Raw genomic sequence first — 12,850 nt, 5'->3', positions numbered from 1 at the left:
CTATAGGCAAAAAAATCCCTCAAAGATCCATATCGGTTTTGAGGGATTTTTTTGTTCAGGGATCAATAGCGATATGCTACCCGGCTATTTCGTAGACCCTTTTCATAGACTTTCAATCGGTCGTATTGCTTGGGCGTTAGCACTGCAATGATATCCTTTTGCTTTTGGAGTTCCAATTGCCCCTGATTTTTTGCTCGGCGGTTGCGTGCTAGCAGGTCGTACTCGCGTTCAATTTTAAGGATCTGCGATTCTTGTTGGCGACTCAACTTTACGATACGGTCCAGGGTAGCTACATTGTAATTCACTACCGGCTGACTAACAACCTTAGGCTGCTGCACGACGATCACCTTTGCTGCACGTTGTGCAAAGCTGTTTCCTAATGATAAAATGGTTAGGGCTGCGATGGTTAAGATGGCTTTTTTCATGGCTTATATGGTTTGTTTATGTTTCGTTTGTATAGGTTAGAAGCCCTGGGAAGGGAGAAGTTTAACGCCTTCTAATGCTAATCTACGAATGGCCACTTATACTCGACAGAATTAGGGTTTTTAGGGATTAGGGATTTTTTAGGGGTTAGGGAGGCGCCGTGCGGTTAAAGGTTAAATGTTAAAGGTAGCGCTGGCTTATTGCTTACAGCCTATGGCCTACTGCCATCAGCTACTTCCCATACAAAGCATTCCCTGCTTTTTCATACTTGTCTCCTTCGCTCCAGAAGGGTGCCGTTTCTTTATCGGCAATCAGTCGAGCGGCTAAGCTAAAGGCTTGGGAAAAGCGATGGAGGTAGTCGAAGTTGATACTTTCAGGATTGTCGATAGCCTGATGATAATACTTCATAATATCGCCGCTAAAAGAGGTAAAGCCTGGCGAAAAGGTGGGTGCCGGAATACCTTTTTTAGCGAAAGAAACATTATCGGAGCGGTCGAAGAGCCCCTGTTCGGGAGAGGGGTCGGCGAAGACCCCCAGGCCAAACGTTTTGGCGGCTTTCATAATTTCTTTTTTTGCTCCCGTCCTATCGAGGCCCATAACGGCCACAATGGTGGTATCGCTATAGCCGGCCCCATCCGAGTTTAGGTTAAAGATGCATTTGTTGAGGGGTAGCAAGGGGTGTGCCGAGTAATACTGACTTCCCAAAAGCCCAATTTCCTCGCCCGTAAGGGCCACTACGAGTACCGAGCGTTTTGGAGGGTGCTGCGATAAAGCCTGAGCGGCTGTCAGCAGGGCTACCGAGCCAAAGGCATTGTCGCGAGCGCCGTTGAATATGCTGTCTTCTGGGCTATAAGCCTGTCCACCTTGTTGGCCAACTCCCACGTGGTCATAATGTGCCGATAGCAACACATATTCATCTTTTAGGATGGGGTCGGTGCCGGGGATGTGCCCCACCACATTGGCACTGGAGATAAGCTGCCGCTGCCGACCGCTGGTTTTAAAACGAATATTTTCTACTCCCCGCAAAGAGCGCACAATATTGGCTTCTTTGCCGTTAATCCAGGCGTGGGGAATCACCTTGGAGTCCTTATTTTGGGATTGAGCGAGGGCTATTTTTTCTCCGCTAAAGTAGTTGAGGACGATGTTCCAGGGCATAGGAGCGTCGAAGAGCTCAATGACCCCAATAGCTCCTTTGGCGATGGCCAGGTTTCGTTTTTCTGTTGAGCTAGCGATAATTTCACTAGGAGTTTGGACGTCGGGGGTACCACTTTGTACCAATACGATTTTTCCGGCGACATCGATGCCTTTGTAGTCGTTCCATCCCTTATCTTGGTTTTCGAGGCCAAAGCCGGCATACACCAAGGGTGCTTCCAAGTCGGCCGCCTCCCCACTCATCAGGATCCAGTCTTTACCACTTACGAAACGGTCGGCCTGGGCGAGGATCTCGCCGGAGCCGTTCCTTCCTAATTTTTCGAAGGCCACTTCCTGGAAATAGGCATTAGGAGCATCGGCATCTATGCCTGTAACTGGGACTATGCCTAGTCGGCGGTATTGCTCAGCAATATATCTGGCAGCCACCCGGTTGCCTTGCTCGCCAGTACGACGCCCCTGTAGCTCGTCGGAGGCTAAGAAACGCATATGGGAGGCTGTTTCAGCCTGAGTAATAATGGTCTCGGGGAGTTCCGTTTTCTTCCGTTTCTGAGCGGCTACGGGTTGAGAAATAAGTAGTGCCGTGAAGGCCGCTAGGGCGAAGGATTGTAATTTCATAGTACTGGTATCAGGCAATGACTAGGGATGATAAAGGGTAATTTTGTTTTTGGGGACAGTTAAATTTTGATACCCATCCCATCGAAAGGCCGTATGGGTGCCAGAGTCGGTAACCAAGAAGCATTTCGATGGGTGGAGTGGTACTTTATACCAAAGGGATGAAAGACCTATTATCTTTCGTTTAAGACCTTGGCTGCATCTTTGGCAAAATAAGTGAGTATGCATTTAGCACCAGCGCGACGGATGCTCATCAGGACCTCCATCATGGTTCGTTGGCCATCGAGCCAGCCATTTTGTGCTGCGGCCATTACCATGGCGTACTCTCCCGACACGTTATAAGCCGCAATGGGGATATTGAAGTGGTCGTCCAAGAGTTTGATGATGTCCAGATAAGCCAAGGCAGGTTTTACCATGAGCATATCGGCGCCTTCTTCGAAGTCGAGTTGGGCTTCGAGCAGGGCTTCCTGGACATTGGCAGGGTTCATTTGATACGTTTTTTTGTCGCCGAATTTAGGGGCCGACTCTAGGGCGTCGCGGAAAGGGCCGTAGAAAGCGCTGGCATATTTGGCCGAATAGGACATGATGCTCACGTCGGTATACTGTGCCTCGTCGAGCAGGTCGCGGATATAGCCTACTCGGCCGTCCATCATGTCGCTGGGGCCTAGTATATCGGCTCCTGCCTTGGCTTGTGCCAGGGCCATCTTGCCCAAAATATCGAGGGTGGCATCGTTGAGAATCACGCCATTCTCTACCAGACCGTCGTGTCCGTCGGAGCTATAGGGGTCCATGGCGATGTCGGTCATAATGGCCAGGTCGGGGAACTTCTCTTTAATGGCCGTAATGGCTTTCAAGTAGAAGGTATCTTCTTGATAACCTTCGGTAGCATGGCGGTCTTTTTTGCTCTCCGGATAATTGGGGAAGAGGTCTATAGCCCTAATTCCGAGGTCGGTAACCTCTTTCAATTCTTCCAGAAGAGTGTCCAACGAAAAGCGGTAGATTCCCGGCATGGATTTTACCTCCACCTTTTGGTGGCTGCCTTCTTGTACGAACATGGGGAAAATGAAATCAGAAACCTGTAGGTTGGTTTCCTGAACCAAGTCACGGATGGCCCCGGACTTTCTATTGCGGCGGGGACGGCGCCGGTTTAAATCAATCATTTTATATGGGCTTAAGCCCCGGCGCAGTCAAGGCCTGGGCTGTGATCTAATATTTTTGTAAAAACAACCGGCAAGGTATTCAAGTTCTTTCAATTTACCTGCTTTCACCTTATTTATCCATTTTCAGTTACCCAACCATCAGCTTAAAGCCTTCTCCATGGAGGTTCATGATCTGGATAGAAGGGTCCTCTCGGAGGTATTTACGGAGCTTGGTAATATAGACGTCCATGCTGCGGGCGTTAAAATAGGAATCGTCGCCCCAGATGGTTTTGAGGGCGAAGCTACGGCTGATGGGCTGATTCAGATTCTGACAGAACAGCAGGAGTAATTCCGACTCTTTGGAGGTCAGTTTGGCCGTTTTTTCGGGGCATATTAGCTGCTGGTGGGCATAGTCGAAAGTTAGCGAGCCGATGGGGTATATCTGAGTATCGGGGAGGGGAGCCGATTCTTTTTTATAACGCCTTAGGATAGCCTCTATCCGTAGCACGAGTTCCTGGCGGTCGAAGGGCTTGGTAATAAAGTCGTCGGCACCTACCCGGAAACCTTGTAGGGTATCTTCTTTCATAGATCGGGCGGTTAGGAAGATGATGGGCGTATCCCGACCGCTCATTCTGACCTCTTTGGCCAAAGAGAATCCATCTTTTTTGGGCATCATGACATCGAAAATACACAGGTCATAGCTTTGGTCGACGAAGGCCTGCCAGCCCTTCTCCCCGTCGGTAGCCAAGTCGGTAGGGAACCCCTTGTCTATGAGGTACTCTTGGAGTAGTATTCCAAGGTTTGCGTCGTCTTCAACGAGTAATAGGTTGGCCATAGCGGATGAACTCTTTCGAAATTTTAAAAAATGCGGGACTTGTCTTCTAGGTGGGTTTCACCCCCATCACTAGTACCCTTCGTGGAGGGTGTGAGCAGGAGGCAGGTCCACTGATATCAAAGATAACCCTTTCTTTTTTTGTTAAAATGGTAAATACATTGGATTTTTATCCAATAAAATGCTTAAAACTAGTGAACTTTAAAAAGAAAGAAACTTTTTACGCTCTTAATATATGTTAAAAATAATTCTCTGGGTCATAGGATTCTTCGCCCTATTGGCCGTTGTTTATTTTGTGGGTCCCAAGCCCACACCTGCTCAGTTAGATGCCAGCCTGCCAGCCGTTGCTTCGGATTTGTCCCAGTTAGAGTCGGATATTAATCGTAAAGAAAGGCAGGTTCAGGATCTTAAGCCCGACAATGCGGCCCGAATCGTATGGGCCGATACCGCCAACAAGGTAAAAACCCCGTACAGCATCGTATACATCCATGGCTTTGGGGCGAGCTGGGCCGAAGGAGAGCCCGTGCACAAGGAGTTAGCGGCACGTTATGGGGCCAATCTGTATCTGGCCCGTATGCATGATGCCGGTATTGCCGACTCCAACGCCTTCGACGATCTGACCCCAGAAAATTTTGTGGCAGGGGCCAACGAAGCCTTGGCTATAGGCAAGCAATTGGGCGACAGCGTCATCGTTATCGGTACTTCTGCCGGTGGGCTGCTCACCGTATTCCTGGCCTCCGAGCATCCGGAGCTCAAAGGGGTGGTGCTATACGCTCCTTGTATGGCGGTGGCCAATCCGGCCCTTAAGCTCACCACCGGCCCCTGGGGTAAGCAAATTCTGAAAACCGTGATAGGGGAGCATAGCATTTCGAAGGATGAGGACCCGCTGCAGGCTCAGTATTGGCTGCAGGGCTATAATACCAATGGGTTGCTGACCTTGCAAAAGACGATGGATGCAGTAGCCCGTCCCGACATTTATGAGAAGATTACCGTGCCCTTGTTTTTGGGGTATTATTATAAAAATGAAGAGGAGCAGGACCCCGTAGTTTCGGTAGAAGCCATGCGCAAGATGTTCCCCCTGCTAGGGACTCCCGAGGCCCAGAAGCGCGAAGTAGCCTTCCCCGACGTAGCTGACCATGTGATCGCCTCTTATATTCGCTCCAAGGATGTGGAGAGCGTATATCAGGCTACCGATCAGTTTTTCCAGGAAATATTGGGGCTGACACCAGTAGAAAGGGAGACTGTCCTTCCTTGAAATAGATAGAGCCGATAAAATGGGGGATTTTTTTAGTAGAATTACCTATCAAAAATTCGTTACTTTGCTGGCTCAAATAGGCTTAACATTCAATAACAATAGACAATAACCATGGCTTACGGGTTACTTAAAGGAAAAAGAGGAATTATATCAGGAGCTTTGGACGAAAACTCCATTGCATGGCAAGTGGCCCTTAAAGCAAAGGAAGAGGGCGCCATTTTTACCTTAACCAATGCGCCTATCGCGATGCGTATGGGGGCTATCAATAACTTGGCCGAGCAGTGTGATGCCCAGATTATCCCTGCCGACGCTACTTCTGTAGAAGATATAGAAAATCTTTTCTCCAAGTCCACTGAGATTCTTGGAGGTAAAATCGACTTCGTTTTACATTCTATAGGCATGTCCTTGAATGTTCGCAAGAACAAGGAGTACGGCGACTTGAACTACGAGTGGATGCAAAAAGGGCTGGATATTTCGGCTATTTCGCTTCATAAATTCCTGCAAGTAGCCGAGAAGCAAGATGCCCTCAATGAGTGGGCTTCGGTAGTGGCTTTGTCTTATATTGCCGCTCAGCGGACCTACTCTTTCTACGGCGATATGGCAGAAGCCAAGGCCATGCTCGAGAGCATTGCCCGCAGCTATGGCTACCGCTATGGAAAGGCCAAAAACGTACGGGTTAACACCATTTCACAGTCTCCTACCGTTACCAAAGCCGGTTCAGGAATAGAAGGCTTTGATGCATTTTATGAATTTGCTCAGAAAATGAGTCCATTGGGTAATGCCAAGGCGGAGGACTGTGCCAATTATGCCATTTCGATGTTCTCTGACTTGACACGCTACGTGACCATGCAAAACTTGTATCATGACGGCGGTTATTCGGCAACGGGTATCTCCGAAGATCTTGTACAGATGATCCAGCAACAGAATCAATAGTTTGCATCAGAAAGCTATATAGTCCCCTGGATCTTCGGATTTAGGGGATTTTTTGTTAAGTCCCAAAATAATGCGTTTAAAACCTCGTTTTTTGTGCTAAAGTGACTGATGGCGAGTCTTTTTAGAAAATTATAAGCGATACTCCGATCCTTGGCCTTTGTGGCCAGGTATCTATTTTGAAACCCTACCATTTATTTAGCCCTGAAAAAAAATACCTATGAAGCAAACTAGCAAACTGGCACTCCTCTTGTTGCTGTTGGCCTGGAGCTGTACCTCTAATAAGGACCAGGCGCCCACCACACCCGATGCCCCGTCCTACACCCTTGTTTTTCTAGACAAGACCCAAAGTGTGAATGTAAACAAGGCCTATGTGGCTGAGAAATATGAACAGGCCCTCACCGACATATTGGAGGGGAATATGAAGAACAAGGGCGATAAGCTTGAAGTCTATTTTATACATGAAAACACGGCCAAAGCCAAGGCACTTTCCCTTACCGTACGCAGTGAAAAAGACGATGATTATGGAGCGAGCCCTACCGATAAGGAGGCCATAGAAACGGCCTACGGACTCTCCTTGCAGAAGGAAAAGAGGGTGTACTTAAGACAACTTTTACTAAAGCTCAATCAGCAAAATACCGGGGCGTCTAACCAGTCGACCGACATACTAGCTTCTATTCCTATTATTGCTAAGGCCAATGAGTCGGGAGCCGAGCTGAAGGTATACTACTTTAGCGATATGGTGGAGAGTATGCATGGCCCCGGCCGTCACGATTTTCATAAGTCTCCGCCTGTAAGCGACGAGCAGGCCGCCACCGAAGCCAAGGCCGATGCCAAACGCCTGGAGGAATATTTTATAGGAACGCCACAGGTGACGGTCATCTCGCCGTTTGAGCCTACGGCGTCTAGCCGCGAGCATAGTCCCCATCTTTCCTATTACTGGCAGACTCTCTTTCAGGAACTGGGAGGGGTGTCGGTCGAGGAGCAATAGGCTCCAAAAAAATGACGCCAGCCTGCGAAGTGCAGGCTGGCGTCGTTGATGTAAGCACCGATATAAAACTATTTTAGTTTGACTTCGGCGGTATTAAACTGGTAGGCATCACCTACTACTTTCTGCATGCCTTCTTTCATTTCTTCCAGCTTCTCGGGCATTTCCTGGGCTAGGTTTTTATCCTGACCAGCATCTTTTGTGAGGTCGTAAAGCTGGTATTCAGCGCTAACACCGGTTTCAATATTTACCATCTTGTTGAGGGCCTCTCCCTTATAGGGGGGGATCAACACATAAGCCCCGTTGCGGTAAGCTAAGCGCCCGGTGGCCTCCAGCACCAATTGGTCTCTGCCTTTTTCTGATTTGCCCATTAAGGCATTCAACATATTCATGGAGTCGTCGGAGGGGTTGGATTGGCCCACTAAGTTGGCGATCGATGAGAGGATGTCGATCTGGCTTACGAGGGCATCGGAAACCTGAGGCTTAATTTTTCCTTTCCAGTAGGTAATAAAAGGAACTTTGGTGCCAGCGTCAAATAGGCTGTATTTTCCACCTCGTAACGGACCAGCAGGCTTATGATCGCCTAGTTTTTCTACGGCGTCGTCGTAGTATCCGTCGTTGAGCACGGGGCCGTTATCGCTGGAGAATATCACCAAAGTATTTTCATCTAAGCCTTCGGCTTTCAATTGTTTCATGATTTCGCCTACACACCAGTCGGCCTCTATGATAGCGTCACCTCTAGGGCCCATTCCCGACTTGCCTACGAAGCGCTCGTTAGGCACACGCGGTACGTGGGGTTGTTGCAAGGCATAGTACATAAAGAATGGCTTGCCAGTCTTGGAAGGGTTATTGTCACTGATAAAAGCCTTGGCCTTGTCCAGAAACAAATCGGCCATGTCCTCGTCGTGCCATAGGGCCGACTTACCCCCTTTTTGGAAACCAATGCGGGGGATGCCATTATGTACCGAATTGTTGTGGCCATGATGCCATTTTTGTTTGGTCATCAGTTCGGGATTGGTAATGGCGGTAGGCTCCCCTTCGAAGTTCTCCTTATAGCTAACTTGGATAGGGTCGTCGGCCGACAGGCCTACTACTTTGCGGTTTTCGATGTATACGGTAGGAACCCGGTCGGTGGTGGCAGCCATAATGTAGGAGTAGTCGAAACCAACGTCATTGGGATTTTTTTGTAATTCTTTGTTCCAGTCTACCTGTCCATCGCCTATTCCCAGGTGCCATTTCCCTACTACGGCGGTCTTGTAGCCGGCCTTTTTCAGCATTTTGGGTAAGGTTACTAAGCTGGTATCAATCAGTAAGGGGGCGTCGCCCGGAAGGATACGAGCGTTTTTATTACGCCAGGGGTATATCCCCGTCAAGAAGGCATAGCGGCTGGGGGTACAAGTCGCCGAGGAAGCATACCCGTTGGTGAACCTCACACCCTCATTGGCCAACTGGTCAATATTGGGGGTTAATAAGGTAGTCTGCCCATAGGCACTCACATCGCCATAACCGAGGTCGTCGAGATATATGACCAAAATATTCGGTTTAACGGCCTCTTTTTCTGAGGATTTTGTTGGACTACAGCCCATCAGTCCGAGGATTGCCAGGCAAAAACAACTGATCATTTTTTTCATTTGCGTATTATTTGATGTAGAGAATGCCAGAAGTCAAAGTAAGCTCAAATTTACCGATCCCTTGCCAATAAAATTATTGGAAAAGTCTAAAAAGGAATGAAAGGCCTATTAGCCCGCCCAATTTTCCCGGTCCAGGCTGCGGTATTGTATGGCTTCCGACAGGTGCTCTACGAGGATATGATCGCTTTCGGCAAGGTCGGCTATGGTACGCGACACCTTCAGGATGCGGTCGTAGGCCCTGGCCGAGAGGCCCAGTTTATCCATAGCCGTGCGCAATAGGCCCATTCCTTCCTCTCCAATCTGGCATACTTCCTTCACTATTTCGGGAGGCATCATGGCGTTGGAGTAAATGTCGTCGTGGTCTTTAAATCGCTCCGTCTGGCGCTCCCTGGCTCTGATGACCCGAGCCCTGATCTCGGAACTGCTTTCGGCTTTACGGGTGGAGGCGATCTGGTCGAAGGACACGGGGGTAACTTCTACATGCAGGTCGATGCGGTCGAGCAGTGGGCCGCTTATGCGGTTGAGGTACTTCTGTACCACCCCTGGGCCACAGACACACTCCTTGTCGGGGTGGTTGTAATAGCCACAGGGGCAGGGGTTCATACTGGCGATCAGCATAAAGTTGGCGGGAAATTCCACCGCCATCTTGGCCCTGGATATGCTCACCCGTCGTTCTTCTAGGGGCTGGCGCATCACTTCAAGAACGGTCCTTTTAAACTCGGGGAGCTCGTCCAAAAAAAGGACGCCATTATGGGCCAGGGATATTTCTCCTGGCTGGGGGAAACTACCACCACCTACCAAGGCGGCATCGCTAATGGAGTGGTGGGGGGAGCGAAAGGGGCGGCGAGAGACAAGCGTCGCCCTTTTCCCTAGCTTTCCCGCTACGGAGTGGATTTTGGTGGTCTCTAAGGCCTCTGGCAGGCTCAATGGGGGGAGGATTCCCGGTATACGTTTGGCAAGCATGGTTTTCCCGGATCCTGGTGGTCCTATCATGATGACGTTATGTCCCCCGGCGGCGGCAATTTCTAGTGCTCTCTTGATATTCTCCTGGCCCTGGACATGCGAAAAATCGGAAGGGTAGTCGTTTTGAGTCGTAAAAAATAAGTCACGGGTGTTGACGACCAGGGGTTCTATGCCGCTCCTGCCCTGAAGGAATGTGATGGCGTCCTCCAGGGTTTCTACGGGAATAACATCGATATTGTTCACTATGGCGGCTTCGTAGGCGTTTTCGGCGGGTAGTATAAAGCCCTTGAAGCCCTGTCGACGTACCTCTATGGCAATGGGGAGCACGCCTTTAATAGGCCTCAGGATGCCGTCTAAGGATAGTTCGCCCATGATCACGTATTCGTCAAGGTTTTTGTGGGGTTGTAGTTGTTCGGAGGATTGCAGGATGCACAGGGCAATGGGAAGGTCATAGGCCGAGCCCTCCTTGCGAATATCGGCAGGGGCCAAGTTGACGACTATCTTCTGTCGGGGCATCTTATAGCCGAAATATTTGAGAGATGCCTCTACGCGCTGCTGGCTTTCCTTCACGGCGCTGTCGGCGAGGCCTACCATAAAAAATCCCAGGCCTTGGCCCACCGTTACTTCAATGGTGATCATGGCGGCATCGACCCCATATACGGCACTGCCATAGGTTTTTGCTAGCATGTTGATAAACCCGAAGGTGTTTAACCACTAAATGTATATCAAGCTATTAAAAAAAAGGGAGAAAATGGCACTTTTTTATGGAAAGTATGTAGAGTACCTTTTTTCTTAGGGGCTATCTTCCCCGACGAGCACCCGTCAGGGAAGATAAAAGGGTCGTTTATTCCACTACAGCCGAAGTACAGATATAAGTAGGGATGATGCCCGTGCTTCTAATACGCACCTCGGCGTCCTGTGCTTGGGTATTTCCGGAGAGCACCAGGGCAGTGTCGAGACCAAACTTGTTCCCGCCCAAAATGTCGGTATGCAGGGTGTCGCCTACCATCAATATATCGCGCTTGTTCACGTCGGGATAGTCTTTGATATGCTGATAGGCGAAGATAAACATTTGTGGATCGGGTTTCCCGAAACGGATAAACTGCCGGCCGATGGTATCCTCAATCATTTTGGCCAAAGCACCTACTGCTATCGATAGCCTGTTTTGGGAGGCGGGGTAGGTCTTGTCCGTATTGGCCACGATGACGGGGATGTTACGTTTCCTCAACAAATTTAAGGTTTTGGTAAGATCGGTATTCCAGTCGAAGCCCTCGTCGTCCAAGAATACCAGAGCGGTAATATGATCGACGTCGTCGAGGTCGAGGTCGTTGATAGAAAGGGTGCGCAAGTCGGCGGTTTCTACGTATTTGGCGGAGGCTTCGGTGCCTACATAGGCTACAGTTCCCTTCCGTACCTTGTTTTCGAGGAAGTCGCGGGCCAGCATGCCCGAAGAGATGATCTTATCGGGAGTGACTATGTCTACTCCTAAGCGCACATAGGACTCTGCCAGCTGCTCGGGCCCTCGGGAGGCGTCGTTGGTAACTACGTAGAAATCCTTACCGGTGCGGTTTAGGTAATCAAAAGTCTCTTCTATGCCTGGGATAAGGCCGTTATAATTTTTTAAAACACCAAATGCATCGAAAAAAATAACTTCATATTTGTCTAATACTGATTTAAAATTGTTTAGTTGCATAGGCGGCTTTGCGGAGTGAAAATGTGAATTGTTTATAGATTAAGGGCCTTTAAAATTTTGTCAGCATCGAAACCCTCTATGGCTGGGAAATACAACTCATAGGCTTCCTTCTGCAGTTTATTACAATAGGCCCGGTGGAAAAAATATTTTCCGTATTTAATTACATAATTTAAGATAAAAAAACGATATGCTTCTTTCATGAAGTATACTTCCTTGACAGTCAGCGGGTAAACTTTGTGGTATTCCTGCAAGAAAATTATAAATCGGTCCTCTGTGAGTGTCGACATGAGGTAGCTGAATACCGTACGGTCGCCAACATTGGACACCACCCTACTGAAAAAGTAAAAGTCCATTACCCTCGAAGATACTCGGAACCAGTCGTAATCCCAACGCGAAAACAGTTTTTGATCCTTGGTAACGGAAAAATTTCCTATGTTCCAGTCTACAAAAACAGGCATAAGATCGAACGAACTTACGTTAAGCCGTTGAATATTCTTCATAAAAGTCTCACACTGCTGTTTCAATATATGGATATTTCCTCTATGCTCATATTGACCATTATCGGTCTCTAATATGTCCAATAGGTGGTTAATATCCGTGCGTAGATTCTTGGAAGACTTGGGCAGGGACTTGCTTACCCGGTAGCACGCCAGGTGGAATTTGGCCATTTCGTGACCCAGCTTGCGAATATGGTCTTCATTGAGTCGCTTAGGAAGCCTCTTCATGACCCGAATGGGGTTGTAAAATACGACCCAAGTGTCAATAAAATCTTCCTGATAGCGATAGGTATATACCTGATTATTTTTGACCAAAGACTTGGCCATTACGTTCTCGAATGGATAGAGCAGATTACTGGACATAGCATGTATAATGCGGTGGTCCTCTTTGAAATGCTCATATTTGCCGAAGTAGGATAACTTGGCAATCACTTGGTCGTCGTTCTCGAGGGTAACACGAAAAACATGGTTGGTAGATACTTTGGCACTGATATCCTCAACCAATTTTACTTCGATGGAAGAATCGAAACCGGCCCAGGCTTTCCGGATAATCGCTGGATAGTCTTTAAGACGCATTATAAAATCAACTTTACTGGTACGAATAATTTCGGGGGCTACGGCACGGCTCCTTACATTCCCCTACAAAGGTAAGGGAATGTTGGTGGGCATAAAGAAATACAGGAAATTCTGTATATTTTTTGGAAGGCTGTGCCCCATGATGTACTATAAAAAATC

At 48.5% G+C, this 12,850-nt stretch carries 11 protein-coding genes; 3 read left to right on the top strand and 8 right to left on the bottom strand.

Annotated features, from left to right (window positions below):
- Positions 1-62: 62 nt before the first annotated feature.
- The 4 genes from CLV98_RS17940 to CLV98_RS17925 form a co-directional block, all read right to left on the bottom strand.
- Positions 63-425: a hypothetical protein gene (locus CLV98_RS17940; RefSeq protein WP_109676491.1), complete on the bottom strand. Its 363-nt coding sequence runs from the start codon at positions 423-425 to the stop codon at positions 63-65.
- 229 nt (positions 426-654) lie between these two features.
- The gene (locus CLV98_RS17935) at positions 655-2,190 is read right to left on the bottom strand and encodes a M28 family peptidase (protein ID WP_109676489.1); all 1,536 of its coding nucleotides are present in this window, start codon (positions 2,188-2,190) and stop codon (positions 655-657) included.
- Between the two features lie 170 nt (positions 2,191-2,360).
- Positions 2,361-3,347: a porphobilinogen synthase gene (gene hemB, locus CLV98_RS17930; RefSeq protein WP_109676486.1), complete on the bottom strand. Its 987-nt coding sequence runs from the start codon at positions 3,345-3,347 to the stop codon at positions 2,361-2,363.
- A gap of 127 nt (positions 3,348-3,474) precedes the next feature.
- Positions 3,475-4,161, bottom strand: a complete 687-nt coding sequence (locus CLV98_RS17925; RefSeq protein ID WP_109676484.1) for a response regulator transcription factor — start codon at positions 4,159-4,161, stop codon at positions 3,475-3,477.
- A 232-nt stretch (positions 4,162-4,393) separates the two neighbouring features.
- Here CLV98_RS17925 and CLV98_RS17920 point away from each other — a divergent pair, with 232 nt between their 5' ends.
- The 3 genes from CLV98_RS17920 (at position 4,394) to CLV98_RS17910 (ending at position 7,334) form a co-directional block, all read left to right on the top strand.
- On the top strand, positions 4,394-5,413 hold the full coding sequence (locus CLV98_RS17920; RefSeq protein WP_109676482.1) for an alpha/beta hydrolase: 1,020 nt from the start codon (positions 4,394-4,396) through the stop codon (positions 5,411-5,413).
- 111 nt (positions 5,414-5,524) lie between these two features.
- Positions 5,525-6,346 (top strand): enoyl-ACP reductase FabI, encoded by an 822-nt coding sequence (locus CLV98_RS17915; RefSeq protein WP_109676480.1) that lies wholly within the window; start codon positions 5,525-5,527, stop codon positions 6,344-6,346.
- A gap of 217 nt (positions 6,347-6,563) precedes the next feature.
- Complete coding sequence (locus CLV98_RS17910; RefSeq protein ID WP_109676478.1) at positions 6,564-7,334, top strand: hypothetical protein; 771 nt, start codon at positions 6,564-6,566, stop codon at positions 7,332-7,334.
- A 68-nt stretch (positions 7,335-7,402) separates the two neighbouring features.
- Here the strand turns inward: CLV98_RS17910 and CLV98_RS17905 are convergent, their stop codons facing one another.
- The 4 genes from CLV98_RS17905 to CLV98_RS17890 form a co-directional block, all read right to left on the bottom strand.
- On the bottom strand, positions 7,403-8,962 hold the full coding sequence (locus tag CLV98_RS17905) for a sulfatase family protein (protein ID WP_109676476.1): 1,560 nt from the start codon (positions 8,960-8,962) through the stop codon (positions 7,403-7,405).
- A 108-nt stretch (positions 8,963-9,070) separates the two neighbouring features.
- On the bottom strand, positions 9,071-10,612 hold the full coding sequence (locus tag CLV98_RS17900) for a YifB family Mg chelatase-like AAA ATPase (RefSeq protein WP_109676474.1): 1,542 nt from the start codon (positions 10,610-10,612) through the stop codon (positions 9,071-9,073).
- A gap of 157 nt (positions 10,613-10,769) precedes the next feature.
- Positions 10,770-11,618 (bottom strand): TIGR01459 family HAD-type hydrolase, encoded by an 849-nt coding sequence (locus CLV98_RS17895; RefSeq protein WP_109676472.1) that lies wholly within the window; start codon positions 11,616-11,618, stop codon positions 10,770-10,772.
- A 32-nt stretch (positions 11,619-11,650) separates the two neighbouring features.
- A complete protein-coding gene (locus CLV98_RS17890) occupies positions 11,651-12,691 on the bottom strand; it encodes a hypothetical protein (RefSeq protein WP_109676470.1) in 1,041 nt (346 codons plus the stop codon).
- Positions 12,692-12,850 lie beyond the last annotated feature (159 nt).

Origin of the sequence: Dyadobacter jejuensis (assembly GCF_003149085.1) — a bacterium.
Classification (GTDB): Bacteria; Bacteroidota; Bacteroidia; order Cytophagales; family Spirosomataceae; genus Dyadobacter; species Dyadobacter jejuensis.
This window is presented reverse-complemented; position numbering and strand designations above follow the sequence as displayed.